Origin of the sequence: Glycomyces paridis (assembly GCF_004912155.1) — a bacterium.
Lineage (GTDB): Bacteria > Actinomycetota > Actinomycetes > Mycobacteriales > Micromonosporaceae > Glycomyces > Glycomyces paridis.
The window spans coordinates 116,628-142,602 of the sequence record NZ_STGX01000012.1; the positions used below are offsets into that span (position 1 = coordinate 116,628).

Sequence of the window (25,975 nt, forward strand, 5' to 3'; positions counted from 1 at the left end):
CGGTGCAGGGCGGGTGTACGGCGGCGGGTGTAGGCGCGGGGTCGGGCTGCTGCGTTCGGCGCCGTCGTGAATACCGGCGTCGGGGTGACGACGGAGGGCCGCGGGGCCGGGAGGCTGGAGGGGTGGCGGCGGCCGGTGGGCCGTCGCGGAGTCCGTTTCGAGGAGGGGCACCCCCATGTCTGTGAAGAGCGGCGGTCCGGGCGTCAGGCATGTGACGCCTGTGGACCCGAGGGACGCCGAGGGCCTGGTGGCCGAGGTGTACCGGCAGGTGAAGGCGGAGTTGGGCGTGATCGGTTCGGCGATCACGATGCTGTCGCCCGCGCCGGAGCTGCTGGCGCCGGTGTGGTCGCTGCTGCGGGAGTCGCTGCTGGTGGGCGGCCCGGAGGAGCGGAAGGCGAAGGAGGTCGTGGCGACGGTGATCGCGGTGCGCAACGAGTGCCGGTTCTGCACTGATGCGCACGCGTTGATGCTGCATGCGGCGGGCGAGTCGGCGCTGGCGGAGGCGGTGCGGGCGGGTCGGCCGCCGCGGGAGTGGGCGGCGCTGGCCGACTGGGCGTTGGAGCCGGGCCCGGAGGGGCCGTTCCCTGCGGAGGCGGCGCCGCGGTTCATCGGGACGGCGCTGGTGTTCGAGCTGATCACGCGGTTGGTGAAGGCGTTGGCGCACAACGAGTCGCCGAGTGCGGCGACGTCGACGCGGCTGGGCCGGTCGGTGGCGTCGCGGCTGGTGCGGAGTGCGGTGGCGGCGGATCTGGCGCCGAGTTCGAGCCTGGCGCTGCTGGAGTCGTGGCCGGACTGGGCGCGGGACGTGGTGGTGCGGGAGCCGTCGTGGGCGGCGGGTTCGCCGGTGGGGCGGGCGTACGGGGCGGTGCGGGCGATGGGCGCGTACGGGTCGATGCTGCTGAGCGATCAGGCCGCGGAGGCGGTGGCGCGGACGGTCGGTGCGGCGGGGACGGCGATCGGGGCGTGGCCGCCGGCGCTGTCGGGGGCGCGGGACCTGCCGTCGCAGGCGGCGCTGGGGGCGTGGCTGGCGGTGTCGGCGGCGCTGGCGCCGGCGGCGGTGAGCGAGTCGGACGTGGAGGAGTGGCGCGGGGACGTGTTCACCGACCACTGCGTGGTGCACCTGTTGACGTACGGCGCGATGACCGCTGTCGACGCCGTCCAAGATGAGATCGAGACGAGGAATGTCGATGCTTAGGTTCTTTCGGGTCTGGACGATCCTGCTGCACGTGCTGATCGGGGTCCAGTTCTTCCTGGCCGGGTTCGGCGCGCGCGGTTCGGGTTCTCCGGACGAGGCGTACGCCCTGCACATCATGAACGGCCGCGTGATCGCGGTGGTCGCGCTGCTGGCGGTCCTGTTCGCGGCCCTGGCACGTTCGGGCGGGAAGCTCGTGGGCATGTCGGCGGGCGTGTTCGGCCTCGTGGTGCTCCAGTCGGTGATCGTCCTGGTGAGCGTGCAGGGCACGCTGCCGGGCCAGATCATCTTCGGCCTGCACGTGATCAACGCCCTGATGATCATGGGCCTGGCCGAGGCCGCCGGCCGCCTCGCGAAGCAGCGCCTGGCCGAACGCACGTCCCCGGCGACCCCGGAACCCGCGGTCGCCTAGCACTCGAAACCGGGAACCCCCGGGCCCGCGGCGCACCCGGCCGCGGGCCCGTTTTCGTGACACATCACTCTTCCGGGGTCGGCGTGTCGTTGCCGAGCATGCTCCGCAAACTGTAGTGTTATAGATACATGCCGAGACATCCCAACAAGCACATACGCGCGGCAATCGAGGACATGGAGGCGAGAGGCTGGAAGATCCGAGTACCCGGCGGGCACGCATGGGGCCGGGCGTACTGCCCTGGTGGCGAAGGCGGATGCAATCCGTACTCGATCGCATCGACGCCTCGCTCTCCCGAATCCCATGCGAAGCGCCTTCGGAAACTCGCAGATCAATGTCCCCACGGTTTGCAGGCCGATACTGAGAAGGGAACCTGAGACAGTGACTGTCTACGCGTTCGAGCTGCATTTCTCCGCGCCGCCCGGCGAGCACGTCATCGACGCGCTCTACGAGGTCGGCTGGGACGACGCCGTGATCGGCCTCGATCCGGAAACGGGCGGGGAAGGGTCGGCGTTCTTCGACCGCGAAGCGCCGTCAGCGCTCCAGGCGGTCGTCTCCGCGATTCGGCAGGGACGCCGAGCGGGGGTCGAGCCCCTCGGCGTCTCCGAGGACTACGTCTCCTTGAAGGAGATCGCCGAGCGCACCGGTCGGACGGTCGGCGCCGTCGACCACTGGGTCACCAGCCGACGCGGCCCCGGCGACTTCCCCGAGCCGCGGGTGCCGCGGCCACGGGTGAGCCTGTACTCGTGGGCCGAAGTGTCCATGTGGCTGGTGGCGAACGGCCTCGCCGCACTCTCGCCGGCCGACGTCGAGATCGCCCGGATCTGCGAGGTCGCCGACGCGACCCTCCGCGCCCGGCGCCTCCAGCGACGGCTCCCGCAGGCCGACCAGGAAGCGCTCGTGGCGGCGGTGGCCTGACACTCCGTGACGCCGCCGGATTGTCGATCCGGGGCCTGGGGCACATACTCGTCAGATGAGTGCCGAAGGGGAACCGGAGACGGTCCGGCGGCGGTGCGCGCGGGTGCTGCTGGTCGACGACGAGGACCGCGTGCTGCTGTTCTACAGCCGCGACTACATGGGGCCGGGCGTGGAGTACTTCGTGACGCCCGGCGGCGGGCTCGACCCGGGCGAGACGCTGGAGGAGGGGGCCGTCCGGGAGGTGTTCGAGGAGACGGGGCTGCGGCTGGACCCCGGCGGGCTCGGGCCGGTGGTCGCCGAGGCCGCGGGCGTGTGGTCGGACGGGCCCGAACTGGAGATCCACTCCGAGGACGTCTACTTCTTCCAGCGCGTCGCGCATTTCGACCCCGTCCGCGACCGGCTCGAAGAGGTCGAGCAGGCCGAGTTCACCGCGGCGCGCTGGCTCACGCCCGGCGAGGTGGCCGCCGCGGACGCCCTGGTGTTCCCCGCGGGCATCGCCGACCTGCTCAAGGACCTGACGGGCGGCACGGGTCCCGTTGCGCCCGTTCGGCTCGCGTGGGGCGCCTGGCGGTGGAACGCGGATAGAGACTGGACGCCTACCGAGCGTGCCTCCATACTTGACCGGTGAGCGCGACGAACGAACCCACCCGAATCGACCGGTACGGCGCGCGGTGCATCGTGATCGACGAACAGGACGCGGTCCTGTTCATCGGCCGGTCCGCCACTGCCGAACGGCCCGCACGCTGGTTCCTGCCCGGCGGCGGCATCGACCCCGGCGAGAGCCCGCTCGACGCCGCCGTACGCGAGCTGTTCGAGGAGACCGGCCTGCGGGTCGGCGAAGGTGACCTGGTCGGCCCGGTCGCGCGCCGCGCCTTCAGCCGCCCGAAAGAGGGCGCGGTCTTCACCCAGGACAACTACCTGTTCTACACGCGCGTCCAGCGGTACTCGCCGCACGTCAGCGGCGGCGACGCCTACGAGCAGGACCTCGAGTTCCGCTGGTTCGGCGTGGACGACCTCGGCGACGGCGGCTTCGACATCCCCGGAGACCCGCTGGTCGGGCTGCTCAAACGGCTCATCGGCGGCGACGTCCCCGCCGAACCGCTGCGCCTCGAACCGGCCGGTGACCCCCGCGACGAGGCGGCCGCGCGATGAGCATCGAAAGCCTCACCGGCGCCGAGTCGCGCACCTCCGCCCGGGTCGTGCTCCTCGCCCCCGACGACACCGTGCTCCACATGGGCGGCGACCGCTGCCGCGACGGCGTGCCGCGCTGGTTCACCCCGGGCGGCGGCGTGGAGGACGGCGAGGACCTCGCCGACGCGGCGGTCCGCGAGGTCTACGAGGAGACCGGGCTGCGGATCGACCGGGCGGCGCTGGCCGGCCCGGTCGCGTTCGGGGTGTACGTGTGCTTCCCGCGCGGGCGGCTGCTGGTCCAGAAGAACTGGTACTTCTTCCACCGGGTCGAGCGCTTCACGCCGCGCATGGTCGCCGGCGCCGGGTACGAGCTGGGGCTCGGCTTCGACTGGCTGCCGGTCGGGGCGTGCGGCTCCTCCGACGGGATGATCGAACCCGAGCGCCTGGTGGCGCTCGTCAAGCGCCTGCGCGACGGCGACGTACCCCCCGAGCCGGTCGATCTGGGCGGCTCCCACGGCCCCGTCTTCCCCGAGGACTGACCGGAGTCGGTCCCCGCGCTGCGTGCACACGCCCACGGCGGCACACCGCGACAAGACGAACGGCGCCGCCCCCGCTCATCGAGCGGGGGCGGCGCCGTTCGGGGGCTACAGCTCGATCTCGGTGCGGTCGCCCGACCAGTCGGTGTGGAAGGTGCCCTCGCGGTCGACGCGCTTGTACGTGTGCGCGCCGAAGAAGTCCCGCTGGCCCTGGATGAGGGCCGCCGGGAGCCGCCGCGAACGCAGGCCGTCGTAGTAGGCCAGCGCGGAGGAGAAGCCCGGGGTCGGGATGCCCGCGAGCGCGGCGGTGGCGACGACGCGCCGCCACGCGTCCTGGGCGTCGGTGACGATCCTGGTGAACTCGGGCGCGGCCAGGAGGGTCGGGAGGTCGGGGTCGGAGCGCCAGGCCTCGGTGATGCGGTCGAGGAAGCGGGCGCGGATGATGCAGCCGGCGCGCCACAGGGCCGAGCAGGAGCCGAGGTCGATGTTCCAGTCGTATTCGGCGCTGGCGGCGGCGATCTGGTCGAAGCCTTGGGCGTAGGCGACGATCTTGGAGGCGTAGAGGGCCTGGCGGACGTCCTCGACGAAGTGCTCGGGGAACTGGACCTTCTCGGTGGGGCCGGTGAGGAGGTCGACGGCGCCTTCGCGTTGTTTGACGCCGGAGGAGAGGGCGCGGGCGAAGGTGGCTTCGGCGATGCCGGTCACGGGGACGCCGAGGTCGAGGGCGATCTGGACGGTCCAGCGTCCGGTGCCCTTCTGGCCGGCCTGGTCGACGATGACGTCGACGAGGGGTTTGCCGGTGGCGGCGTCGGTGTGGCCGAGGACTTCGGCGGTGACCTCGATGAGGTAGGAGTCGAGTTCGCCGGCGTTCCATTCGGAGAAGGTCTTGGCGAGGTCGGCCGGTTCGATGCCGACGCCGCGGCGCAGGAGGTCGTAGGCCTCGCCGATGAGCTGCATGTCGGAGTATTCGATGCCGTTGTGGACCATCTTGACGAAGTGGCCGGCGCCGTCGGGGCCGAGGCGGGAGCAGCAGGGGGTGCCGTCGGGGGCTTTGGCGGCGATGGCTTCGAGGATGGGGCCGAGGGTCTCGTAGGACTCTTCGGAGCCGCCGGGCATGATCGCGGGGCCGAGGAGGGCGCCTTCTTCGCCGCCGGAGACGCCGGTGCCGACGAAGTGGAGGCCTTTCTCGCGGAGGGCGGCTTCGCGGCGGCGGGTGTTCTCGAAGTGGGCGTTGCCGCCGTCGATGATCATGTCGCCGGGTTCCATGAGGGCGGCGAGCTGGTCGATGACGGCGTCGGTGGCGTTGCCGGCCTGGACCATGATCATGGCCTTGCGGGGGCGTTTGAGGGAGGCGACGAAGTCGGCGAGCTCCTCGGCGGGGACGAAGTCGCCTTCGTCGCCGTGGGCTTCGATGAGTTCGGTGGTCTTGGCGTGGGTGCGGTTGTAGACGGCGACGGTGAAGCCGTGGCGGGCGAAGTTCCTGGCGAGGTTCGAGCCCATGACGGCCAGCCCCACCACGCCGATGTCAGCGGTGCTCATTCGGTCTCCCAACGTTGCGTAAGAGGTGTGCGCCCCGATTCTCGCCGGTCGGTCCGGTCGGAACGCGATCACGGCCGATCGTATCCACGCAGCGGGATCGGCGCTTGCCGACGCGGCCCGCGGGGGATCGCGGTTGCGGTGCGGGGGTTGCGGCCTCCGCCTGCGGCGGGGTCGGCGGGCCTAGGCTGTGGGGATGCAGTACTTCGAATCCGTTCTGGATCTCATCGGGAACACGCCGCTGGTGAAGCTCAATTCGGTCACCGAGGGGGTGGCGGCGACCGTGCTGGCGAAGGTGGAGTACCTGAATCCGGGCGGGTCCATCAAGGACCGGATCGCGGAGCGGATGATCGACGAGGCGGAGGCCTCGGGGGCGCTGGTGCCGGGCGGGACGATCGTGGAGCCGACGAGCGGGAACACGGGCGTGGGTTTGGCGATGGTGGCGCAGCAGCGGGGGTACGCGTGCGTGTTCGTGTGCCCGGACAAGGTGTCGGAGGACAAGCGGAACGTGCTGAAGGCGTACGGAGCGGAGGTGGTGGTGTGCCCGACGGCGGTGGACCCGGAGGACCCGCGCTCGTACTACAAGGTGTCGGATCGGCTCATCAGCGAGATCGACAAGGCGTGGAAGCCCGACCAGTACTCGAATCCGGCGAATCCGGCCTCGCATTACCACGGGACGGGCCCGGAGCTGTGGGAGCAGACGGACGGGCGGTTGACGCACCTGGTCGCGGGCGTGGGGACGGGCGGGACGATCACGGGGATCGGCCGGTACCTCAAGGAGGTGTCGGGCGGGCGGGTGCAGGTCGTGGGCGCGGACCCGGAGGGGTCGGTGTACTCGGGCGGGACGGGTCGGCCGTACCTGGTGGAGGGCGTGGGCGAGGACTTCTGGCCGTCGAACTACGACCGGGAGCTGGCCGACCGGATCGTGGAGGTCACGGACGCGGAGTCGTTCGCGATGACGCGGCGCCTGGCGCGCGAGGAGGGCCTGCTGGTGGGCGGTTCGGCGGGGATGGCGGTGGTCGGGGCGCTGGCGGTGGCGCGGGACGCGTCGCCTGAGGACGTGATCGTGGTGGTCCTGCCCGACGGCGGGCGCGGCTACCTGTCGAAGATCTTCAACGACTCGTGGATGACCGAGTACGGGTTCATGGGCGGTTCGGGCGCGACGGCGGTGGGCGAGGTGCTGGCGCGCAAGGGCGGGGACATTCCGGAGCTGGTGCATGTGCATCCGCAGGACACGGTGCGCGAGGCGATCGACATCATGCGCCAGTACGGGGTGAGCCAGATGCCGGTGCTGAAGGCGGAGCCGCCGGTGACCTCGGGCGAGGTGGCGGGGGCGGTGGCCGAGCGCGACCTCATGGACGCCTTGTTCTCGGGAAAGGCGACCCTGCACGATCCGATCGAGCGGCATGTCGGGGAGGCGCTGCCGACGATCGGTTCGGGCGAGCAGGTGGAGCGGGCGGTGGCCGCGCTCCAGGACCGGGACGCGCTCATGGTGTTCGCGGAGGGGAAGCCGGTGGGGGTGCTGACGCGGCAGGACCTGCTGGGGTACATGGAGCAATGAGCGTTTGACAGTCGCGAGGACACGACCTTAATATAAGTTAGAACTTATACAAGGAGGAGTCATGCCCGATTTCAACGACCCGATCGCGTCCGCCGGGATGGTGGCGCGCGAGATCCGCACCGGCCTGCGCGACGGCGCCGCCACGAAGGTCCTCGTCGCGCGCCGGACCTACCGCGCCGACCGGGCCGACGTGTGGGACGCCCTCACCAGCCCCGAGCGGCTCCCGCGCTGGTTCCAGCCGGTGAGCGGCGACCTCGAGGTCGGCGGGCGCTACCAGTTCGAGGCCCAGGCCGGCGGCACTATCGAGCACTGCGAGGCCCCCGAGCTGCTGGCCGTGACCTGGGAGTTCGGCGGCGGCGTCTCCTGGCTCGAGGTGCGCTTGAGCGACGAGGGCGCCGCCACGGTGCTCGAACTCGTCCACGAGGCCCCCGTCGACCCCGAGCTGTGGCGCCAGTACGGGCCCGGCGCGGTCGGCATCGGCTGGGACGGCCTCCTGCACAGCCTCGGCTACCACCTCGCCACCACCGCCTCGCTCGACTCCGAGGAGTGGGAGCGGTGGATGACCGGCCCCGAGGGCGTCGCCTACGCGCGCCTCCTCGGCGACGCCTGGGGCGCCGCGGCGATCGGCGACGGGGACGACCCCGACGAGGCCAAGGCCGCCGTCGACGCCGTCGTCGCCTTCTACACCGTGCCGCCGGAGGAGGCCGGGCAAGCGTGAGCGCCGACGCCGCCCTCGACGCGCTCGGCGACCCGGTGCGCCGCAGGATCATGGAGCTCCTGGGGGAGGGCGACCGGCCCGCCGGGGCGATCGTCCTCGCCCTCGCCGAGCGGCCCGTGTCCGGCGGCAGGGCCCGCGGCGGGATCTCCCAGCCCGCGGTCTCCCAGCACCTCAAGGTCCTGCGCGAGGCCGGGCTCGTCACCGTCCGCGCCGAGGGCGCCAAGCGCGTCTACGGCGTCGACGAGACGGGCCTGGCCGCGGTCCAGGAGTGGCTGGCCCGGTTCGCCGACGGCTTCGCCGGGCCGCTCGACGCCCTGGCGACCGAACTCGCGCGCGGGCGGCGGGAACGGCGCATCGCCGGGCAGACCGGCCGCGCCCAGCGCCCCGACGAGCGCCGGTCCGGGGTCGCCTGAGCGGCCCCGCAATAGGAATGATTCCGACTCATTCGGTTGGGCCGCTTGCGAAGGCGCGACCCAAACCGGGCGAGTCGGTTTTTTCGTCCCCGGCGAGCTTGACAAGCGGCCGTGTCGGACGACACTATTAGGGAGCTATATTTAGGAATCTTTAAATATATGGAGGTCCCTTGCGACGCACCCGCAGAGCGGCGATCACCGCCGCCACCGCCCTCGCGACGGCGGTCGCCGCCGTGGCCGTCCCCCTGCTCTTCTCCCAAGGCGCCGGCGCCCAGGCCGTCTGCGACGGCGAGGCCTGGCAGTCGACCGAGATCTACACCGGCGGCGACCTCGTCAGCCACCAGGACCGCGAGTACCGCGCCAAGTGGTGGACCACCGGCGAGACCCCCGGCACCACCGGCGAATGGGGCGTCTGGCAGGACCTCGGCGCCTGCGACGGCGCCGAGCCGACCACGCCGCCCACCGACGAGCCCACCACCGACGAACCGACGACCGAGGAGCCGACCGACCCGCCGACCGACCCGCCCGGCGGCGGCAACGCGCTGCTCACCGGCTACTGGCACAACTTCGACAACGGCTCGGGCGTCATGGAGCTGGGCGAGGTCCCCGCCTCGTACGACATCATCGCCATCGCCTTCGCCGAGTCCACCACCACGCCCGGACAGGTCGATTTCGCGCTCGACGCGAGCCTGACGAACGCCGGGTACACCGAGGCCGAGTTCAAGGCCGACATCGCCGCGATCAAGGCCCAGGGCCGGCACGTGGTCATCTCCGTCGGCGGCGAGAAGGGCAACGTCACCGTCAACTCCGCGGCCACCGCGTCCGCGTTCAGCGCCTCGGTGCTCTCGCTCATGGGCGAGTACGGCTTCGACGGCGTCGACATCGACCTGGAGCACGGCATCAACGCCGACGCCCTGGAGACGGCGATCCGTTCGATCCGCGCCGGCTACGGCGCCGGCCTGGTCTACACGATGGCCCCGCAGACCATCGACTTCCAGTTCACCTCCGGCGGCTACTACCAGCTGGCCACGGAGACTAAGGACATCCTCACCATCGTCAACATGCAGTACTACAACTCCGGCACCATGCTCGGGTGCGACGACAAGGTCTACGCCCAGGGGGACATCGACTTCCTGACCGCGCAGGCCTGCATCCAGCTCGAAGCCGGACTCGCCCCGAGCCAGGTCGGCCTGGGGCTCCCGGCGGTCCAGCGCGCGGCCGGGTCGGGCTACGTCAGCCCGACCATGGTCAACAACGCCCTCGACTGCCTCGCGAAGCTCGTCAACTGCGGCGACTTCACGCCCTCCCAGGCCTACCCGGGCATCGGCGGGGCCATGACCTGGTCGATCAACTGGGACGCGACGAACAACTACAACTTCGCGAACACGGTGGCAGGCCACTTCGGCTCGCTGCCGCAGTGACCCCGCGCCGGGCGCGCCCGGCACCGCCCCGCCGCGTCTGAGAGGGGGTGCTGGCCAACCCCCGGCGAGTCGATGGCCGAGGTCATTTGTTCGCTCGCAAGGCGGAAGGCCCTTTGGATACCGGGGTTGTATCCAAAGGGCCGACAACGAAGCGAGCGGGCAAATGGACCGGCCAGCGGCCGTCAGGGGTTGGCCAGCACCCCCTAGGTTCCCGGGCCACGAGCGCCGGGGGCCGCGGGCGCGACGAAGGGCCCGGCCGTGCTCCACCACGGCCGGGCCCGCTTCGCGTCTCAGTCGGCCTGGGCGGCTACGCCGTCGAGGATGAGGTCGAGGCCGAAGCGGAAGTCCGCCTCGGCCGTGTCCGCGCCGGTGTCGGCGAACGTGTCGGAGGCGAACAGCGCGGCCGCGTCGGGGAACCGCGCGGGGTCGACCAGTGCGGCCATGGCCTTCCCGTAGGCGAGTTCGGCCGCGGCCTGGTCGGCGCCGCCGCGTCCGGCCGCGAGGCCCTGCGCGAGCCGCGCCATGCCCTGCACGTAGTCGCTGACGATCATGACGGTGCGGACCTTGGGGCCCCAGTCGAGGCGGCTGCGGCGCATCGCGCGCAGGCCCGCGTCGAACCAGGCGATGCCGTTCGGGCCGCTCGGGGGGCCGGTCACGCGCAGGTCGGCGAGCCAGGGGTGGCGCTCCAGGCGGTCGGCGAGGGCCTCGGCCCAGGCGCCGAGGCGTTCGCGCCAGGGGCCGTCGCCTTCGCGCAGGTCCGCGGGGGGCGGCCCGGCGGCGTCGGCCATGAGGGCGACGAGCTCCTCTTTGGAGCCGACGTGCCGGTAGAGGGACATCTTGGTGACGCCGAGGGACTCGGCGACCTTGGGGAGCGTGGCGGCGGCGAGGCCGTCGCGGTCGGCGAGGGCGATCGCGGCGTCCACGACGGCGTCGACGTCGAGGCGGGCGGGGCGCCCGCGCCTCGTCTCCGATGAAATGCGCCACAGCCGCGCGAGTTCGACCGGCACCGGTGCCTCGTCCATGCGATCCCGTCACCTCCGTACCGCGCTTCGCTTCGGGGGCCCATCATCGCACACCCAATTAGTGTCTCTAGGATACTATCCTTGAGACACTAAATCGAGGACACGACCCCATTGGAGGCGTCGACGTGACCGCCGACCTGCAAGCCCCGCCCCGCGTCCCCCGCGGGCCCGTCACCGCCGCCGAGCGGGCCCTCGCGCCCGACCTCGCCCGCGGCGCGATGCTCCTGCTCATCGCCCTCGCCAACGCCGCCGGGGTCTTCCTCGCCTCGGCGCCCGGCGTAGAGGCGAATCCCCAAGGCGCCGAGCGCCTCTACAACCTCCTCATGGTCGAACTCGTCCACGCCAGGGCGTTCCCGCTGTTCGCGCTCATGTTCGGCTACGGGCTCGTGCAGCTCGCGCGCCGCCAGGAGTCCTCCGGCGCGAACCCGCGCCAGGTCCGCTCGGTGCTGCTGCGCCGCAACGCGTGGCTCGTCGCCTTCGGCGCCGCCCACGGCCTCCTGCTCTACTCCGGCGACTTCCTCGGCGCCTACGGCCTCATCGGGATCGCGTTCACGCTGATCCTGCTCCAGCGCTCGGACAAGGTCCACCGCTTCGCGCCCTGGTACCTCGCGATCGGCCTCGCCTACGTCGCTGTCCTGGCGTTCCTGGCCCTCGGCTCGCTCGCCTCCGCCCCGGGCGGCGCGGCCGTCCCGCTCACCCCCTTCCCCTCGGTCCTCGCCGACTCCTACCCGGCGTCGCTGGCCGAGCGCGCCGCCGAATGGCCCGTCCACACCCTGACGCTGCTGCCGATGATCCTCATGGTGTGGGTCGGCGCCTGGGCCGGGCGCCGCCGCCTCCTGGAGGAACCCGGCCGCCACCTGCGACTGCTCGGCTGGACCGCCGCGGGCGGACTCGCGATCGCGGTCACCGCCGGACTCCCCATGGCGCTGCTCGCGGGCGGCTACCTCGACGTCGGCGAGGACGCCGCCGCCCCGGTCAAGATGCTGTACGAGACCTCGGGCTTCTTCGGCGGCGTCGGCTACGCGGCCCTCTTCGGCCTGGCCGCCCACGCCTTGACGCGCCGCGGCCGCCGGCCCGGCGCGCTCGTCACCGCCGTAGGCGCCCTCGGCCAGCGCTCCCTGAGCGGGTACCTGTTCCAGTCGGTCGCCTGGATGGTCCTGGCGATGCCGTTCACGCTCGCGCTCGGCGAACGCACCGGCAGCCCCCTCGTCCTGTCCGGGGTGTGCGCGGTCGCGGTGTGGCTCGTGACCGTGGCCGCCTCGGAGGCGATGCGCCGCGGCGGCCACCGCGGCCCGGCCGAGACGCTGCTGCGGCGCCTCACCTACGGGAGGCGCTGACCCGTCCGGTCCCGGCGCTCCGGCGCCGGGGCCGGTCAGTCGCGGTGCGCGGCTTCGAGGCGATCCCAGTCGCGGCGGGCGACCATCCACCGCACCGCGTACACGGGCCCGTCGAACGTCCCGTCGGCGAGGCGCACCCGCAGGCGCCCGTCGGCGAAGTCGAGCCGTTCCCCTTCGGCAAGTTCGTGTTTGAGGTTCCAGCCGTACTTGCCGCGCATGTAGAGCCGCGGGCCGTCGACTTTGAGGATGCCGATCGGGCGGGCCGCGGCGCCGATGAGCACGACGGCGGCGCAGGCCGCTGCCGCGATCGCCCAGAACGCGGCGTCCCCGTAGCCCAGGCCCGGCTCCACCAGCGGGATCGGCAGGACGGCGAGGAGGCCGACCGGCGCGGCGATCGACGTGCCCGCGAAGGAGGCGCGGAGTTTCATGGGGTCCTCCGTGGTCGGTGTGCGGCCGGGAGGCGGGGGGTGCGGCGCCGTTCCAGTGTAGGCGGTCCGCGCCCGTTCACCGGCCGCTCGCGAGGCCCTCCTCGATGGAGGCCATGCGCGCCTCGGTGCGCATCTCCTCCTCGGAGGGCACCGTGACCACGGTGAAGATGAGGATGAGCAGGACGATCGCGGTGAGCGTCGCCATCGGGAAGATGAGGTCGATGGAGTGGGCGCCGTCCACCATGCCCTCGACCTCGCCGGCGACCTGGACGCCGAGCATCGCCGTGTAATGCATGAGGTTCACCGCGAGCGCCATCACGACGGCCGCGAGCCACATGGCGGCGGTGCGCTGCAGGCGCCAGGAGAGCCACAGGGCGACCGTGGCGGCGCCGACGGCGATGACGACGGAGGCCACGACGTAGCCGGTGCGGTAGGAGAAGTCGACGTCGGCGTTGATCGCGGCCATGCCCATGTAGTGCATGGCGGCGATGCCGAGGCCGGTGAGCAGCCCGGCGAGGGCGAGCTTGAGGCCCGAGTACCTGCCGAGGCCGACGATGAAGAGGCCGCAGGCGACCACGCCGACGGCGACGACGGCGCTGGCGGTGGTGCGCAGCGGGTCGTAGAGGAGGGTCGCGTCCTTGACGTCGAAGCCGAGCATGGCGACGAAGTGCATGACCCAGATGCCGGTGCCGCCGATGGCGAACGCGGCCAGGCACAGCCACAGGGCGCGGCGCGAGCGCTGCTCGTGTCGGCGGGCGTGCCGCGCGATGAGCAGGCCGAGGGCCGAGCCGGTCATGGAGACGAGGAACGCCGCGGGCAGCGTGATGAGACCGTGAGAGAAATGTTCGATCATGGTGTTTTCCGGGGGATCGGGTGCGGGGACGACCGCCTGCGGGCGGGACGGTCGTTCGTAGCCTAACCGCGAAGACGCTCCGGCGCAGGTCACGGCGTTGTCCCGAATTGTCGACTACCTGCTGCGATGGGGGTGCGTGCGGCGGTGGACCGCGCACCGTCGAGCCCGGCGAACCGCCACGAAACCACGCATTACCGGCCGGTACCCGAACGCAAAGCGGACCGAGCGGCGGCGAACTATGGCCGTTCGCACCGAACCGGACAATCATTGTGCGCACGGCGAGGGCCGCCGACCGATGGTCGGCGGCCCTGCTCGTGAGCTGCTAGTTGACGGTGATCCTGGGCTTGCGGCCGAGGGTGAGGACCGGTTGGCGGGTGGCCTCGTAGAAGTCGTTGCCCTTGTCGTCGACGACGATGAAGGCCGGGAAGTCCTCGACCTCGATCTTCCAGACCGCCTCCATGCCCAGCTCGGGGTACTCCAGGACCTCCATCGACTTGATGTTCTCCTGGGCGAGCTTGGCGGCCGGGCCGCCGATGGAGCCGAGGTAGAAGCCGCCGTGGGACTTGCAGGCGTCGGTCACGCGCTGCGAGCGGTTCCCCTTGGCGAGCATGACGAACGAGCCGCCCGCCGCCTGGAACCGGTCGACGTAGGAGTCCATGCGCCCGGCCGTGGTCGGCCCGAACGAGCCCGATGCGTAGCCCTCGGGGGTCTTCGCGGGCCCGGCGTAGTAGACGGCGTGGTCCTTGAGGTACTGCGGCATGGGCTCCCCGGCGTCGAGGCGCTCCTTGATCTTGGCGTGGGCGATGTCGCGGGCGACCACGAGCGTGCCGGTGAGCGACACGCGGGTCTTCACCGGGTACTTCGAGAGCTCCTCGCGGATCTCGGCCATGGGCCGGTTGAGGTCGATGCGCACGGCCTCGTCGTCGAGGTCGTCCTCCTGCACCTCCGGCACGTACTTCGACGGGTCGGTCTCCAGCTGCTCCAGGAAGACGCCCTCGGCGGTGATCTTCGCCATCGCCTGGCGGTCGGCCGAGCAGGAGACGGCGATGGCCACGGGCAGGGACGCGCCGTGGCGCGGCAGGCGGACGACGCGCACGTCGTGGCAGAAGTACTTGCCGCCGAACTGGGCGCCGATGCCGAACTGGCGGGTCAGGCCCAGCACCTCCTGTTCGAGCTCGACGTCGCGGAAGCCGTGGCCGAGGGCCGAGCCGGCGGTGGGCATCGAGTCGAGGTACTTGGTGGAGGCGTACTTCGCGGTCTTGAGCGCGTACTCCGCGCTCGTGCCGCCGATGACGATCGCGAGGTGGTACGGCGGGCACGCGGCGGTGCCGATCTGGCGGAGCTTCTCCTCCAGGAACCGCATCATCGCGTCGGGGTTGAGGATCGCCTTGGTCTCCTGGAACAGGAAGGACTTGTTGGCGGAGCCGCCGCCCTTGGCGATGAACTGGAATTTGTACGCGTCGTCGCCCTCGGCGTACAGGTCGATCTGCGCGGGCAGGTTCGAGCCGGTGTTCTTCTCGTCCCACATGGAGACCGGCGCCATCTGGCTGTAGCGGAGGTTGAGGTCGCGGTAGGCCTGCCAGATGCCGCGCGAGAGGTGCTCCTCGTCGCGGCCGTCGGTCAGGACGTGGCGCCCGCGCTTGCCCATGACGATCGCGGTGCCGGTGTCCTGGCACATCGGCAGGACCATGCCTGAGGCGATGTTGGCGTTCTTGAGCAGGTCCATGGCGACGAAGCGGTCGTTGCCGCTGGCCTCGGGGTCGTCGAGGATCGAGCGCAGCTGCGCGAGGTGCGCGGGGCGCAGGAAGTGGGAGATGTCCTTGATCGCCTCGGCCGCCAGCAGCGTGAGGGCCTCGGGCTCCACGGTGAGGAAGCGCCTCCCGGCGGCCTCGACCGTGCTCACCCCCTCCCCGGTGAGGAGGCGGTACTCGGTGGTGTCCGGTCCGGTGGGCAGCAGGTCGGTGTAGTGGAACTCCGATGTCACGCCTCCCAACTTAGCGCGGCGGGCGCCAGGCGCCGAGGTGAGGCGATCCTCATGCGGGGCCGGTGTTCGAGGCGGTGTCGGCCCCCGCGCTGTCGTACCCGGGCGGTAGCGTCACATCCAGGCGGAGCGGCGAGGCCGCACCGCCCACTAGCAGGTACGATTGCGCGGTTGCCCGCTGCGGACCGGATCCCGGACCGGGGTGGGCACGCGCAAGTGATTCCTCCTGCTGCGGAGAGACCGCAGCCGATCGAGACCAAAGGAGGTGGAGCGATCTTGCGGCATTACGAACTCATGGTGATCCTCGAACCGAATCTCGAGGAGAGCCAGGTCAGCCCGACACTGGAGAAGTTCCTGAAGGGCGTCAAGGACGCCGGGGGAGCCGTCGACAAGATCGACGTCTGGGGCCGGCGCCGTCTCGCCTACGAGATCAACAAGAGCAACGAGGGCATCTACGCCATCGTCGACCTGCAGTCCGAGCCCGGTCCCGTCGCGGAGATGGACCGTCAGCTGCGGCTCAGCGAGTCGGTGCTGCGGGCCAAGGTGCTGCGACCGGAGCTTCGGTAACCCGACCTTTGCAACTGCGAGACCTGAGGAGAATAGGTCATGGCAGGAGAAACAGTCATCACGGTTATCGGCAACCTCGTCGACGACCCCGAACTGCGTTACACGCCGTCCGGTGCCGCCGTCGCGAAGTTCCGTATCGCATCGACCCCGCGCGCGTTCGACAAGGAGTCGAACCAGTGGAAAGACGGTGAGGCCCTGTTCCTCACCTGCAGCGTCTGGCGCCAGTACGCCGAGAACGTGGCCGAGTCCCTGTCGCGCGGCACCCGCGTGATCGTCCAGGGCCGGCTCAAGCAGCGCAGCTACGAGACCCGCGAGGGCGAGAAGCGCACTGTGTACGAGCTCGACGTCGAGGAAGTCGGCCCCGCGCTGCGGTTCGCCACTGCGAAGCTCAATCGGTCGGGCGCTGGCTCCGGCGGTGGAGGCGGTCGTTCCTTCGGGGGCGGCGGCAACACCGGCGGTTCCGCACCCGACGACCCTTGGGCCTCCGCGGCCCCGGCCGGCGCGAGCGCCGGCAACTCGGGGTTCGACGAAGACCCGCCGTTCTAACCGGCAGCCGCCGCGAGGCGGCCCGGAACGATCTCGATTAAGAGGCAAGACACCACATGGCCAACCCGAAATCGGCTCCCCTGCGGAAGCCGAAGAAGAAGCCGAACCCGCTTGAAAAAGAGGGTATCGAGTACGTCGACTACAAGGACACGGCGCTGCTGCGGAAGTTCATCTCCGACCGCGGCAAGATCCGTGCCCGCCGAGTGACCGGCGTGACCACCCAGCAGCAGCGCCAGATCGCCGCGGCCGTCAAGAACGCCCGCGAGATGGCCCTGCTCCCGTACACCAGCCAGACCCGCTAGGAAGGAGCACGACATGAAGATCATCCTGACTCATGAGGTGCCCAACCTCGGCTCGGCCGGTGACGTCGTCGAGGTCAAGCCCGGCTACGGGCGCAACTACCTGCTGCCGCAGGGCCTGGCGATCGCCTGGACCAAGGGCGGTCAGAAGGAAGTCGACTCGATCCAGCGCGCCCGCGCGGCCCGCCAGATCCACGACCTCGACCAGGCCCGCTCGATCGCGGACCAGCTGAAGAAGACGGACGCGCACATCGTCGCCCGCACCGGCGACGGCGACCGCCTCTTCGGCTCGATCACCGCGGCCGACGTCGTCAAGGCCGTCGACGAGGCCGGGGGTCCGAAGATCGACCGCCGCCGCGTCGAGCTCGCCTCGGCGATCAAGTCGATCGGCACCTACGACATCTCGGTGAAGCTGCACCCGGAGGTGACCGCGAAGTTCAAGCTTCAGGTGACCCCGGCCAAGCGCCGCAAGAAGTAGGTCGCGCAAGCGAACCGAGGGCCCGCGACCATCAGGTCGCGGGCCCTCCTCGCGTCCGTCCACACCTTCGGGTGAACCCGCCGCGCCCGAACATTCCCTTTTGCAGGCTTTCGCCCGCCCCTGTTCGAACCCGCCGCGCGCCCGCCTCCTCCCGCCCGTATCCGCGCGGTCGCACCCGGGTGAGAGGTTGGTGTTTTTCATCGGTAGTGGTGAAGGTGGGTTCGGGCGGGTACTCGGGGCCGCCCGTACGGCTTCAGATCACCCAGCCGGCGGTGCGCAGCACCACCGTCACCAGGCCCGCGCCGAGGATCGCCGCCGCCGAACCGGCCACGCCCGCGCGCCACCCGGCCCGCGGCAGGCGCAGCAGCACCGCCACGAGCAGGCTCGCCGTCAGCGAGGAGAGGATCCACGCCCAGCCGCCCGCGGCCGCCTCCCCAACGCGCGCCGCCGCGGAGCAGCCGGTCGCCGCGCACCTGGCGTCCACCGGCGGCTGCGAGAGCACCCAGGTCAGGTAGACGACGACGGGCACCGCGTACCAGGCGAGCGTCACCAGCAGCGTCGGGGTGAACGCGCGCTCGCCGGGGCGGTCGTCGCCCTCGGGGTCGAGCCGGGGCCTGCGCTCGGAGCGCTTGGGAGCATTCATGAGCCGCGCTCTCCTCTGATGCCGTGCCGGGGTCCGCACTTTACTCTAGTGCCAAGTTGGCACGAACGAATCTCCGTCCACAGGCGGTGGACGACGTCCCCACAGGTGACGGGGTGGATTCGAGGCCGCTTCACCTTCTTGTCCACAGGTTGTCCACAGGCCCGGGGCCGGTTATCCACAGGTTGTCCACAGGGTTATCCACAGGTTGTCCACAGGCCCGTTTGCAACCGTGCCCGGCGCGACATAGCGTCGTTGACGCCGCTCTTCTGTCATAAGCAGGCGGTACATTCTCCATGAACACACGGTGACCGAGGGGGTGACGGCATGACCGACGTGTCGACGGAAGGCGTCTTCTCGCGAGGCGCGAACGGCGCCAACGGTTCCTACTTCGACACCCCCCCGGAGGACCCGTTCGCCGGCGGCGAGGGCCGCTCCGGCGGCGGCGCCCGCACCTACGAGCGCACCCCGCCCCAGGACGTCCAGGCCGAGATGTCCGTCCTCGGCGGCATGCTCATGAGCAAGGACGCGATCGCCGACGTCGTCGAGGTCCTCGGCGCCGGAGACTTCTACCAGCCCAAGCACGGCATGGTCTTCGACGCGATCATCGACAAGTTCGGCAACGGCGAGCCCGCCGACGCCGTCACCATCGCCGCGGCCCTCGCCGACGCGGGCGACCTCGCCAAGATCGGCGGCGGCCCCTACCTCCACGACCTCCTCAACGCCGTCCCCACGGCCGCGAACGCCGGGTACTACGCGAAGATCGTCAAGGAGAAGGCGATCCTGCGCCGCCTCATCGAGGCCGGGACCAAGGTCGTCCAGTACGGCTACGGCGGCGGCCAGGGCGGGCGCGACATCGACGACCTCGTCGACCTCGCCCAGCAGGCCGTCTACGAGGTCACCGACAACCGCCAGACCGAGGACTTCGCGGTCCTCTCCGACCTCCTCCAGCCCGCCATGGACGAGATCGAGGCGATCGGCGCCAGCCAGGGCCTCATGACCGGCATCCCCACCGGCTTCGCCGACCTCGACCGGCTCCTCTCGGGTCTCCAGGCCGGCCAGCTCATCATCGTCGCCGGACGCCCCGGCGCGGGCAAGTCGACGGCCGCGATGGACTTCATGCGCCACGCCTCGCTCCACCACCGCCACGCCGCGGCCCTGTTCTCGCTCGAAATGAGCAAGCTCGAGATCGTCATGCGCCTCTTGAGCGCCGAGACTCGGGTGCCGATGCACGTCCTGCGCTCGGGCGACCTCTCCGACGACGACTGGACGCGCCTGGCCAAGCGCATGGGCGACATCTCCGAGGCGCCGCTGTTCGTCGACGACACCGCCTCGATGACCATGATGGAGATCCGGGCGAAGGCCCGGCGCCTCAAGCAGCGCCACGACCTCAAGCTCATCGTGGTCGACTACCTCCAGCTCATGACCTCGCCGAAGAAGACCGAGTCGCGCCAGCAGGAGGTCTCGGAGATCTCCCGTGGTCTCAAGCTCCTCGCCAAGGAGGTGCAGTGCCCGGTCATCGCGGTCGCGCAGCTCAACCGCGGACCCGAGCAGCGCACCGACAAGCGCCCGCAGCTGTCCGACCTCCGCGAGTCCGGCTCGCTGGAGCAGGACGCCGACGTCGTGATCCTGCTGCACCGCGAGGACTACTACGACAAGGAGTCCCCGCGCGCGGGCGAGGCCGACTTCATCGTCGCCAAGCACCGCAACGGCGCGACGGACACCATCACCGTCGCCGCCCAGCTCCACCTCTCGCGCTTCGTGGACATGGCCGTCTGACCTTCGGTCCGCTAGTCGCCGAAGAGGATCTGGAGGAGGGTCCGCCGTTCGCGGACCTCGCGGGTGGGCTCGTTCGCGAAGGCCGGCATCGGCCCGGCGGGCGCGTTGTCCTGGATGCCGTTGACCCACTTCTCCGTGTCGATGAGGTGCTCCAGCTCCCCGCGGTCCAGGAGGACGGCGCGGCAGGCCGAGCACTGGTCGACGACGATCCCGTTGCGCTCGTACTGGCGCATGACGGCAGCGCACTTGGGGCACGTGAGTTGCATGCCCGTCACCGTACACTCGACCGGCGCCCCTTGCGGTTCCGGTTGCGAGGCCCCCTCACCGCGGACTCGCGGGCGCGGGCCAGAGTCACCCCGGGCGGGAACGGCTTCGGGACCCTCAAAGCGGCCTGGCGGGCGCGGCACCGCAGCGGCCCTTGGTCCCGGTTTCGCCTCAGCGCCACCATTCGACGGCGAGCGAGGGGCCGGGGCCGGTCTCGTCCTCCAGTTCGTCCACGGCCTCGCCGGCGACCGGCCCGGCGAACAGGGCGCTCGTCGCGGTGCCCGCGACCGCGTCGCGCAGCGGAAGCCACCAGCCGAGCAGCACGACCGGGTACAGCAGGTACCCGAAGCGGGTCGAGGGCATGAGCAGGAACGCGGCCGACAGGCCCGCGGCGCACCACAGGGCCGCCGACGCCTCCGTCACCGGCGGGCGCCGCCACAGCAGCACCGCGATCGCGATCGCCGCCGCGCCGAGCAGGACCGGGGCGAGGACGCCCCCGCCGGGGACGTACTCGGCGACCAGGTGCCCCGGCAGCGGCGACTGCGCCGGGGACTCGACCACGCCGTGGCCGAGGCCGAAGGCGATCACGTTGTCGAAGAAGCCGCGCGCGTCGATCGCGAGGACCGGCAGCATCGTCACCGCCACCGGCAGCGCGAACCCGGCGGCGTAGCGCCTCAGGCCGCTTCTCCTCCACAGCAGGAACGCGAGGACCACGGCCACCGGCCACGCGAACAGCTTGAGCGACGCCGCCGCGCCGATCGCGAGGCCCGCCGCCAGCGGCCGCTCGCGGTGGGCGAAGGCCAGGGCGAGCACCATGAGGGCCACGACGGGCATGTCGTCGCCGCCGGTCGCGAACGTCAAGGCGCACACCGGGAAGACGAACGTCGCCTGGAAGGCGCGCAGCAGCGGGCCCTTCCCGGCGCTGTGCGCGTCCGAGCCGCGCAGGAGCCGCGCGTCCGAGCCGCGCAGGAGCCGCGCGGCCGCGACCGCGCAGGCCGCGGCGGCGAGGAGGAAGTACAGGCGGGCGTCGGTCCACCAGTGCTGGCCGAACAGCGCGGCGGGCACGCCGAAGAGGGCCATGCCCGGCTGGTACGGGTTGTAGCCGAGGAGCGGCTCGGGCAGGGCCGCGATCGCGTCGGCGTGCAGGTAGGGGCTCGCGGTCTCCAGGAGCCGCTCGCCGGAGGCCTCGACGACGAGCACCTCCTCCTGGGCTCGGTCGGTGGCGCCGCCGGCGCGCTCGATCGCCATGGCGACCAACGGGATCGCAGTGACGGCAACGGCGGCCCCGGCGGTCACGAGCGCGCGCAGGCGCCACTGCGAGCCCGGCTGGGTGAGGAGGACGGCGACGCACACGGCCGCCGGGAGGTACCCGCCGAAGGCGACGGCGCCCCACTGCGCGTGCGGGTCGAGGGTGGTCCACAGTGCGGTGGCGCCCGCGAAGAGCGCCGCCGCGCCGTAGAAGACGAGGTCGATGACGAGCGGACGGTTGGACACCGGAACAGCGTACGGCGGCACGTCTCGCACCGCCTGAGGGCGGGAACGGGTGCCGCGGGAGCCGGTTCGCCGGGCCCCTTGCATCGAGGGTGACACGGGGGTCCGACAGGAACGGCGGCCTTACGGTTCGGTGAGGCGGGCGGGTCGAAGGTCGGTGGCGCGATCGAGCGAAACCGCCGAACGGGATCGTTGCGGGGGCGGCGGGGCGGCACGGTCGGCAGCGCCTGAAGGCGGAAGGCACCGCCTCGGTCAGCGCACGGGGATGCGGGCCCAGACTTCCTGGCTGCCGTCGCCGAGGGTACGGGCGCCCCAGTCGGTCGAGAGCTTGGAGACGATGAACATGCCGCGGCCGTGGGCGGAGTCGAGGTTGACGGCGCACACGTGCGGGTGGGTCCGCGAGCCGCCGTCGAGCACGCGGACCTCGACGTCGCCTGGGCCAAGCGTGTACGCGACGCACAGGTCGCCGCCCGGCAGCGGGCGGGCGTGGCGGACGGCGTTGGAGACGAGCTCGGTCGCGCACACGAGGAGGTCGTCGCGCGCTTCGTCGGGGAGGTCGGGGAGGGCGTCGCGGAGCCATCGGCGCACTTGGCCGGGCGCCCCCGACTGGTGGGGGACGCGCAGCCGCTCTGGTGCCGGTATCGCAGCGGGCATGGCGGTCCCCTTCCTTCCCTCGGTGCCGGGCGGAGGCTATACAGCAACCTACCTGTTGCCGCGCCATGACGCCAGCATTACGGGCGGACCCCGAGTCCGTCTTGCGGCACGCCGCTTCAGCCCGCGAGGGTCCCGCGGATCGCGGCGGGGCGGTCGGTGAAGACGAGGTCGACGCCCAGCGCGGCCATGCGCCGCGCCGTCTCGGCGTCGTTGACGGTCCACGTGTACACCTGGTAGCCGGCCTCGTGGCTGCGTTCGACGAAATCGGGAGTCGACTCGACGTAGTCGACGCGGGAGCTGAGGATCTGGACGCCCTCGGGCGGGCGGCGGAACGGGTACTCGAAGATCCACACCAGCGGCGTGTCGGCGTCGAGCCCCCGCCAGGTCTTCAGGGCCGCGCGTGAGAAGGACATCACGGTCACGTCGAGGCCGGGCCAGCGCCGGAGGGTCTCCCACAGGCGCAGTTCGAGGCGCGGCCCGAACTTGGAGGGGTGCTTGGCCTCGATGAGGAGCTTGACGTCCTTGCCGGAGTCGGTGACGAGGCCGAACAGGTCTTCGAGGGTCGGGATGCGCTCGGCCTCGGGGTTGCCGGCGCAGTCGGGGTGGCGGTAGGCGAAGTTGAGTTCGCGCAGTTCGGCGAGGGTGAGGTCGGAGACGGCGCCTTTGGCGCCCGCGGTGCGTTTGACGGTGCGGTCGTGGTGGAGGACGAGGTGCCCGTCTGCGGTGAGCCGCAGGTCGAACTCGAACGCGTCGGCGCCTTCGACGATGGCCTGCCGGAAGGCGGCGAGGGAGTGCTCCGGGAGGAACTCGTTCGCGCCGCGGTGGGCGGCTATCAGCGGTAGCGGCACTCCTTGACGATAGTCGGAGCGGGCGGCCGGGGCGGCGGGGGCGCTCCCTGCCGCTGGGACGGGTGCGGTTCGGGTGGCGGCGGGCGAGGGGCCGGAGGGAGGATGGGGGCGTGCAGGATGAACGCCGTTCGACGGCTCCAGGGGACGGCGATGCCGGTCGCGGTCAGGGTGCGGCGGGCCAGGAGGTCGGGGGCGGTGACGTCCGGGTCGGCGGTGTCGCGGGTGCGACCTACCGGGACTTGGGCTGGGCGAAGATCGACACGGGTCGCCCGGAGCGGACGGGTGCGGCCGAGGCCGTGTACGCGGCCGGGAAGACCCCTGAGCAGGTGGTCGGGGCGCTACGTGCGCTGCGGGAGGCGCAGCCGGGGCGGGTGGCGCTGGCGACGCGCTGCGATGCGGCCTGCGAGTCGGCGGTGCGCGGGGCGTTCGGGGACGCGGTGCTGGTGGAGGCCGGTGTGTGCGCGGTCGGGGACTTTCCTCCGGCGGAGGTGGGGCCGCTCGCGGTCGTGTGCGCGGGGACTTCGGATCTGCCGGTGGCGCGGGAGGCGGAGTTCGTGGCGCGCGCGAACGGCGTGGAGGTGCGCCTGGTCGCCGACGTGGGCGTGGCGGGGCTGCACCGGCTGCTCGACCGGGTCGACCGGTTGCGGGAGGCGGCGTGCGTGGTCGTGGTCGCGGGCATGGACGGCGCGCTGCCGAGTGTGGTCGCGGGTCTGGTGAGCGCGCCGGTGGTGGCGGTGCCGACCTCGGTGGGCTACGGGGCGGCGTTCGGGGGCCTGGCGCCGCTGCTGACGATGCTGAACTCCTGTTCGCCGGGGGTGAGCGTGGTGAACATCGACAACGGGTTCGGCGCGGCGATGGCCGCGGTCCGCATCCTCGGCGTGAAGCCGGGCCTGTGAGCGGGGGTGCGGCGGTGAGGGTCGCGTGGTTGGACTGCTCGGCGGGCGCGAGCGGGGACATGTTCCTGGGGGCGCTGGTCGACGCGGGCGTTGAGTTGTCGCTCATGCAGGCGGCGGTGGACGCGCTGGGCGCCGAGCCGGTGGTGCTGCGGGCCGAGCGGGCGGTGCGGCACGGGCTGGCGGGGACGAAGGTCGACGTGGTGGTGCCGGAGGTCGCGACGGACCGGCGCTGGGCGTCGATCCGGGCGATGCTCGAAGGGGCGGGGCTCGACGAGCCGGTGCGGGCGATCGCGGTGGACGCGTTCGCGCGTCTGGCGGCGGCGGAGGCGGCCGCGCACGGGATCGACGTGGAGGAGGTGCACTTCCACGAGGTCGGCGCGCTCGACTCGATCGCGGACATCGTGGGGGCGGCGGCGGGTCTGGCGTCGCTGGGCGTCTCGCGGCTGACGGCTTCGACGGTGACGGTGGGGGGCGGTTCCACGCGCAGTTCGCACGGGTCGATCCCTTTGCCCGCTCCGGCGGTGCTGCGGGTGCTGGCCGACGCGCAGGCGCCGGTGGTCGGCGCGGTGCCGTATGAGGCGTGCACGCCGACCGGGGCGGCGATCATCGCCGCTGCGGCTTCGGACTTCGGGCCGCTGCCGGAGATGGTGGTGGAGCGCGTCGGGGTGGGCGCGGGCGGGCGCGACCCGCAGGAGCGGGCGAACCTGCTGCGGCTCGTCATCGGGCGGGAGGTGGCGGGGCCGGTGCGCAGGTCGCATTCGCATGGCGGTGCGGCGGCGGCGGGCTCGCACGGCTCGGGAGCGGGCCGTGGTTCCGGAGACGAGCGGCATCTCGGTCACGACCACGACCACGACCACGACCACGACCACGACCACGACCACGACCACAGAGATGATGCCCGGTCCGATGCCGCTCATCGGCCCCACCAGCGGCACGATCACGCGGCGCCGCAGGCGCCGCCCGCCGGGAAGGCGCACCACTACGGCGGGGCCGCGGAACCGCATGGCCCTGCGCCGCAGGCGATCGGAAAGGACTCCGGGTCGAACCCGGCGGGCCCGGTCGTGATCGAGACCAATGTGGACGACCTCGATCCGCGCCTGTGGCCTTCGGCTCTGGCGGCGTTGCTTGAAGCGGGGGCTTCGGACGCGTGGTTGACGCCGATCCTCATGAAGAAGGGCCGCCCGGCGCACACGGTGCACGTGCTGTGCCGGGCCGAGGCGGTCGCGGCCGTGCGGGCGGCGCTGGTCAGGCACACCACGACGATCGGCATGCGCTCGTACGGGATCGAGAAGTACGCGCTGGAGCGGCGCTTCGAGCAGGTCGTGGTGGACGGGCACGCGATCGGGGTGAAGGTCGCGCTCGACGGCGGCGAGGTCGTGAACGCCTCGGTGGAGTACGAGGACGCGGCCGGTGCCGCCGCGGCCTTGGGCCGACCGGTCAAAGTGGTGATAGCGCAGGCCACTGCGCTTGCGGCCGAACGGTATCAGCGGTTAGCGGTACCGCGGCGGTGGAGGCGGACCGATATCCTGCCCGCATGATCGATTTTGAGAATGGCTCGCTTTTCAAGCTCAAGCTGACCGACGACCCCGGCTTCCGCGACGAGGTCCAGCCCCTGCTCGTCGACGGCGAGTCCGTCGTGCTCGCCTTCGAGGGCGTGCGCGACTTCGTGGTCTTCACCGACAAGCGCGTCATCGCCGTGAACGTCCAAGGCGTCACCGGCCGCAAGAAGGACTACACCTCCCTGCCCTACAACCGGATCCAGGCCTACTCGATCGAGACCGACGGCCTGTTCGACAACGACGGCGAACTGGACCTGTGGTTCAGCGGCCTCGGCCGGGTCCGGTTCGAGTTCAAGGAGAACGTGGACCTGCCCGCCATCGCCAAGCACATCGCCGCCCACTCGCTCTAGCGGACGACCGGCGCGGGCGCATCGGCGCCCGCGCCCCGGCGTCAGGTGATCCTCCGGTGCCGCGCCGGAGTCCTCACGTCCGTCCGGGGTTGACCGCGCGTCCGTCGACTTGGGATATTTATAGGTATCGATTGGCGAGGTCGGGCCG

General features: G+C 71.6%; 29 protein-coding genes. 19 read left to right on the forward strand and 10 right to left on the reverse strand.

Annotated elements, in window-relative coordinates:
- The first annotated feature begins 175 nt into the window (after nucleotides 1-175).
- From E9998_RS16500 to E9998_RS16530, 6 genes are all read left to right on the forward strand, one after another.
- Entirely contained in the window at nucleotides 176-1,195 is a 1,020-nt protein-coding gene (locus tag E9998_RS16500; protein WP_136530792.1) for a carboxymuconolactone decarboxylase family protein, read from the forward strand.
- The gene (locus E9998_RS16505) at nucleotides 1,188-1,604 is read left to right on the forward strand and encodes a DUF6220 domain-containing protein (protein WP_136530793.1); all 417 of its coding nucleotides are present in this window, start codon (nucleotides 1,188-1,190) and stop codon (nucleotides 1,602-1,604) included. The genes E9998_RS16500 and E9998_RS16505 overlap by 8 nt, the downstream gene beginning before the upstream one ends.
- A gap of 378 nt (nucleotides 1,605-1,982) precedes the next feature.
- On the forward strand, nucleotides 1,983-2,519 hold the full coding sequence (locus tag E9998_RS16515; RefSeq protein WP_136530795.1) for a hypothetical protein: 537 nt from the start codon (nucleotides 1,983-1,985) through the stop codon (nucleotides 2,517-2,519).
- Nucleotides 2,520-2,574: 55 nt separating this feature from the next.
- Nucleotides 2,575-3,147 carry an NUDIX hydrolase gene (locus E9998_RS16520; protein WP_136530796.1) on the forward strand — a complete coding sequence of 191 codons (573 nt, stop codon included), beginning with the start codon at nucleotides 2,575-2,577 and terminating at the stop codon, nucleotides 3,145-3,147.
- The gene (locus E9998_RS16525) at nucleotides 3,144-3,671 is read left to right on the forward strand and encodes an NUDIX hydrolase (RefSeq protein WP_136530797.1); all 528 of its coding nucleotides are present in this window, start codon (nucleotides 3,144-3,146) and stop codon (nucleotides 3,669-3,671) included. Before E9998_RS16520 ends, E9998_RS16525 begins: the two co-directional genes overlap by 4 nt.
- Nucleotides 3,668-4,189: an NUDIX domain-containing protein gene (locus E9998_RS16530; protein ID WP_136530798.1), complete on the forward strand. Its 522-nt coding sequence runs from the start codon at nucleotides 3,668-3,670 to the stop codon at nucleotides 4,187-4,189. Before E9998_RS16525 ends, E9998_RS16530 begins: the two co-directional genes overlap by 4 nt.
- A 105-nt stretch (nucleotides 4,190-4,294) precedes the next feature.
- Here the strand turns inward: E9998_RS16530 and gndA are convergent, their stop codons facing one another.
- Nucleotides 4,295-5,725 (reverse strand): NADP-dependent phosphogluconate dehydrogenase, encoded by a 1,431-nt coding sequence (gndA, locus tag E9998_RS16535; RefSeq protein WP_136530799.1) that lies wholly within the window; start codon nucleotides 5,723-5,725, stop codon nucleotides 4,295-4,297.
- A gap of 193 nt (nucleotides 5,726-5,918) precedes the next feature.
- Here gndA and E9998_RS16540 point away from each other — a divergent pair, with 193 nt between their 5' ends.
- The 4 genes from E9998_RS16540 to E9998_RS16555 all read left to right on the forward strand — a co-directional run bounded on the left by E9998_RS16540 (nucleotide 5,919) and on the right by E9998_RS16555 (nucleotide 9,835).
- Nucleotides 5,919-7,283: a cystathionine beta-synthase gene (locus tag E9998_RS16540; RefSeq protein ID WP_136530800.1), complete on the forward strand. Its 1,365-nt coding sequence runs from the start codon at nucleotides 5,919-5,921 to the stop codon at nucleotides 7,281-7,283.
- 61 nt (nucleotides 7,284-7,344) lie between these two features.
- On the forward strand, nucleotides 7,345-8,001 hold the full coding sequence (locus E9998_RS16545) for an SRPBCC family protein (RefSeq protein ID WP_136530801.1): 657 nt from the start codon (nucleotides 7,345-7,347) through the stop codon (nucleotides 7,999-8,001).
- Nucleotides 7,998-8,414 carry an ArsR/SmtB family transcription factor gene (locus E9998_RS16550; RefSeq protein WP_136530802.1) on the forward strand — a complete coding sequence of 139 codons (417 nt, stop codon included), beginning with the start codon at nucleotides 7,998-8,000 and terminating at the stop codon, nucleotides 8,412-8,414. Before E9998_RS16545 ends, E9998_RS16550 begins: the two co-directional genes overlap by 4 nt.
- A 170-nt stretch (nucleotides 8,415-8,584) precedes the next feature.
- A complete protein-coding gene (locus E9998_RS16555; protein ID WP_240037650.1) occupies nucleotides 8,585-9,835 on the forward strand; it encodes a glycosyl hydrolase family 18 protein in 1,251 nt (416 codons plus the stop codon).
- Nucleotides 9,836-10,125: 290 nt separating this feature from the next.
- Here the strand turns inward: E9998_RS16555 and E9998_RS16560 are convergent, their stop codons facing one another.
- Nucleotides 10,126-10,857, reverse strand: a complete 732-nt coding sequence (locus E9998_RS16560) for a TetR/AcrR family transcriptional regulator (RefSeq protein WP_192907108.1) — start codon at nucleotides 10,855-10,857, stop codon at nucleotides 10,126-10,128.
- A gap of 125 nt (nucleotides 10,858-10,982) precedes the next feature.
- Between E9998_RS16560 and E9998_RS16565 the strand changes: the two genes are divergently transcribed.
- Nucleotides 10,983-12,194, forward strand: coding sequence for a DUF418 domain-containing protein (locus E9998_RS16565; RefSeq protein WP_240037651.1), 1,212 nt, complete (start codon nucleotides 10,983-10,985; stop codon nucleotides 12,192-12,194).
- A 35-nt stretch (nucleotides 12,195-12,229) separates the two neighbouring features.
- Here the strand turns inward: E9998_RS16565 and E9998_RS16570 are convergent, their stop codons facing one another.
- The 3 genes from E9998_RS16570 to E9998_RS16580 all read right to left on the reverse strand — a co-directional run bounded on the left by E9998_RS16570 (nucleotide 12,230) and on the right by E9998_RS16580 (nucleotide 15,459).
- Entirely contained in the window at nucleotides 12,230-12,622 is a 393-nt protein-coding gene (locus tag E9998_RS16570; protein WP_136530803.1) for a hypothetical protein, read from the reverse strand.
- 76 nt (nucleotides 12,623-12,698) lie between these two features.
- A complete protein-coding gene (locus E9998_RS16575; RefSeq protein ID WP_136530804.1) occupies nucleotides 12,699-13,475 on the reverse strand; it encodes an MHYT domain-containing protein in 777 nt (258 codons plus the stop codon).
- Nucleotides 13,476-13,797: 322 nt separating this feature from the next.
- Complete coding sequence (locus E9998_RS16580; RefSeq protein ID WP_136530805.1) at nucleotides 13,798-15,459, reverse strand: fumarate hydratase; 1,662 nt, start codon at nucleotides 15,457-15,459, stop codon at nucleotides 13,798-13,800.
- 273 nt (nucleotides 15,460-15,732) lie between these two features.
- On the opposite strand from E9998_RS16580, the gene rpsF reads away from it, so the two are divergent.
- From rpsF to rplI, 4 genes are read left to right on the forward strand one after another with little or no spacing between them, the layout of a single operon-like run.
- Nucleotides 15,733-16,023, forward strand: a complete 291-nt coding sequence (gene rpsF, locus E9998_RS16585) for a 30S ribosomal protein S6 (protein ID WP_030160647.1) — start codon at nucleotides 15,733-15,735, stop codon at nucleotides 16,021-16,023.
- Between the two features lie 39 nt (nucleotides 16,024-16,062).
- Nucleotides 16,063-16,569: a single-stranded DNA-binding protein gene (locus E9998_RS16590; protein WP_136530806.1), complete on the forward strand. Its 507-nt coding sequence runs from the start codon at nucleotides 16,063-16,065 to the stop codon at nucleotides 16,567-16,569.
- A 56-nt stretch (nucleotides 16,570-16,625) separates the two neighbouring features.
- On the forward strand, nucleotides 16,626-16,871 hold the full coding sequence (gene rpsR / locus E9998_RS16595) for a 30S ribosomal protein S18 (protein ID WP_030160643.1): 246 nt from the start codon (nucleotides 16,626-16,628) through the stop codon (nucleotides 16,869-16,871).
- A gap of 13 nt (nucleotides 16,872-16,884) precedes the next feature.
- Nucleotides 16,885-17,346, forward strand: a complete 462-nt coding sequence (gene rplI, locus E9998_RS16600; protein ID WP_136530807.1) for a 50S ribosomal protein L9 — start codon at nucleotides 16,885-16,887, stop codon at nucleotides 17,344-17,346.
- 253 nt (nucleotides 17,347-17,599) lie between these two features.
- On the opposite strand, the gene E9998_RS16605 is transcribed toward rplI, so the two are convergent.
- Entirely contained in the window at nucleotides 17,600-17,989 is a 390-nt protein-coding gene (locus tag E9998_RS16605; protein WP_136530808.1) for a hypothetical protein, read from the reverse strand.
- Nucleotides 17,990-18,313: 324 nt separating this feature from the next.
- On the opposite strand from E9998_RS16605, the gene dnaB reads away from it, so the two are divergent.
- Nucleotides 18,314-19,765: a replicative DNA helicase gene (gene dnaB, locus E9998_RS16610; RefSeq protein WP_136530809.1), complete on the forward strand. Its 1,452-nt coding sequence runs from the start codon at nucleotides 18,314-18,316 to the stop codon at nucleotides 19,763-19,765.
- Between the two features lie 11 nt (nucleotides 19,766-19,776).
- Here dnaB and E9998_RS16615 read toward each other — a convergent pair whose 3' ends face one another.
- From E9998_RS16615 to E9998_RS16630, 4 genes are all read right to left on the reverse strand, one after another.
- The gene (locus E9998_RS16615) at nucleotides 19,777-20,031 is read right to left on the reverse strand and encodes a TFIIB-type zinc ribbon-containing protein (protein ID WP_136530810.1); all 255 of its coding nucleotides are present in this window, start codon (nucleotides 20,029-20,031) and stop codon (nucleotides 19,777-19,779) included.
- 169 nt (nucleotides 20,032-20,200) lie between these two features.
- Nucleotides 20,201-21,523: a glycosyltransferase family 87 protein gene (locus E9998_RS16620; protein WP_158299843.1), complete on the reverse strand. Its 1,323-nt coding sequence runs from the start codon at nucleotides 21,521-21,523 to the stop codon at nucleotides 20,201-20,203.
- 249 nt (nucleotides 21,524-21,772) lie between these two features.
- Nucleotides 21,773-22,174, reverse strand: coding sequence for an ATP-binding protein (locus E9998_RS16625; protein ID WP_136530812.1), 402 nt, complete (start codon nucleotides 22,172-22,174; stop codon nucleotides 21,773-21,775).
- A gap of 116 nt (nucleotides 22,175-22,290) precedes the next feature.
- On the reverse strand, nucleotides 22,291-23,022 hold the full coding sequence (locus E9998_RS16630) for a glycerophosphodiester phosphodiesterase (protein WP_158299844.1): 732 nt from the start codon (nucleotides 23,020-23,022) through the stop codon (nucleotides 22,291-22,293).
- A gap of 110 nt (nucleotides 23,023-23,132) precedes the next feature.
- On the opposite strand from E9998_RS16630, the gene larB reads away from it, so the two are divergent.
- Genes larB through E9998_RS16645 form a run of 3 tightly spaced genes read left to right on the forward strand, consistent with a single transcriptional unit; the run spans nucleotide 23,133 to nucleotide 25,827 of the window.
- Nucleotides 23,133-23,918: a nickel pincer cofactor biosynthesis protein LarB gene (larB, locus tag E9998_RS16635; RefSeq protein WP_136530813.1), complete on the forward strand. Its 786-nt coding sequence runs from the start codon at nucleotides 23,133-23,135 to the stop codon at nucleotides 23,916-23,918.
- A gap of 29 nt (nucleotides 23,919-23,947) precedes the next feature.
- Nucleotides 23,948-25,456: a nickel pincer cofactor biosynthesis protein LarC gene (larC, locus tag E9998_RS16640; RefSeq protein WP_204745487.1), complete on the forward strand. Its 1,509-nt coding sequence runs from the start codon at nucleotides 23,948-23,950 to the stop codon at nucleotides 25,454-25,456.
- A complete protein-coding gene (locus E9998_RS16645) occupies nucleotides 25,453-25,827 on the forward strand; it encodes a PH domain-containing protein (RefSeq protein WP_136530814.1) in 375 nt (124 codons plus the stop codon). The genes larC and E9998_RS16645 overlap by 4 nt, the downstream gene beginning before the upstream one ends.
- The last annotated feature ends 148 nt before the right edge of the window (nucleotides 25,828-25,975 follow it).

Excerpts from the sequence above, each read along its gene's own strand:
- E9998_RS16500 (WP_136530792.1), top strand. The coding sequence starts at position 176 with ATGTCTGTGAAGAGCGGCGGTCCGGGCGTCAGGCATGTGACGCCTGTG.
- E9998_RS16505 (WP_136530793.1), top strand. The coding sequence starts at position 1,188 with ATGCTTAGGTTCTTTCGGGTCTGGACGATCCTGCTGCACGTGCTGATC.
- E9998_RS16520 (WP_136530796.1), top strand. The coding sequence starts at position 2,575 with ATGAGTGCCGAAGGGGAACCGGAGACGGTCCGGCGGCGGTGCGCGCGG.
- E9998_RS16530 (WP_136530798.1), top strand. The coding sequence starts at position 3,668 with ATGAGCATCGAAAGCCTCACCGGCGCCGAGTCGCGCACCTCCGCCCGG.
- gndA (WP_136530799.1), bottom strand. The coding sequence starts at position 5,725 with ATGAGCACCGCTGACATCGGCGTGGTGGGGCTGGCCGTCATGGGCTCG.
- E9998_RS16540 (WP_136530800.1), top strand. The coding sequence starts at position 5,919 with ATGCAGTACTTCGAATCCGTTCTGGATCTCATCGGGAACACGCCGCTG.
- E9998_RS16545 (WP_136530801.1), top strand. The coding sequence starts at position 7,345 with ATGCCCGATTTCAACGACCCGATCGCGTCCGCCGGGATGGTGGCGCGC.
- E9998_RS16560 (WP_192907108.1), bottom strand. The coding sequence starts at position 10,857 with ATGGACGAGGCACCGGTGCCGGTCGAACTCGCGCGGCTGTGGCGCATT.
- E9998_RS16570 (WP_136530803.1), bottom strand. The coding sequence starts at position 12,622 with ATGAAACTCCGCGCCTCCTTCGCGGGCACGTCGATCGCCGCGCCGGTC.
- E9998_RS16575 (WP_136530804.1), bottom strand. The coding sequence starts at position 13,475 with ATGATCGAACATTTCTCTCACGGTCTCATCACGCTGCCCGCGGCGTTC.
- E9998_RS16590 (WP_136530806.1), top strand. The coding sequence starts at position 16,063 with ATGGCAGGAGAAACAGTCATCACGGTTATCGGCAACCTCGTCGACGAC.
- rpsR (WP_030160643.1), top strand. The coding sequence starts at position 16,626 with ATGGCCAACCCGAAATCGGCTCCCCTGCGGAAGCCGAAGAAGAAGCCG.
- rplI (WP_136530807.1), top strand. The coding sequence starts at position 16,885 with ATGAAGATCATCCTGACTCATGAGGTGCCCAACCTCGGCTCGGCCGGT.
- E9998_RS16605 (WP_136530808.1), bottom strand. The coding sequence starts at position 17,989 with ATGAATGCTCCCAAGCGCTCCGAGCGCAGGCCCCGGCTCGACCCCGAG.
- dnaB (WP_136530809.1), top strand. The coding sequence starts at position 18,314 with ATGACCGACGTGTCGACGGAAGGCGTCTTCTCGCGAGGCGCGAACGGC.
- E9998_RS16615 (WP_136530810.1), bottom strand. The coding sequence starts at position 20,031 with ATGCAACTCACGTGCCCCAAGTGCGCTGCCGTCATGCGCCAGTACGAG.
- E9998_RS16625 (WP_136530812.1), bottom strand. The coding sequence starts at position 22,174 with ATGCCCGCTGCGATACCGGCACCAGAGCGGCTGCGCGTCCCCCACCAG.
- E9998_RS16645 (WP_136530814.1), top strand. The coding sequence starts at position 25,453 with ATGATCGATTTTGAGAATGGCTCGCTTTTCAAGCTCAAGCTGACCGAC.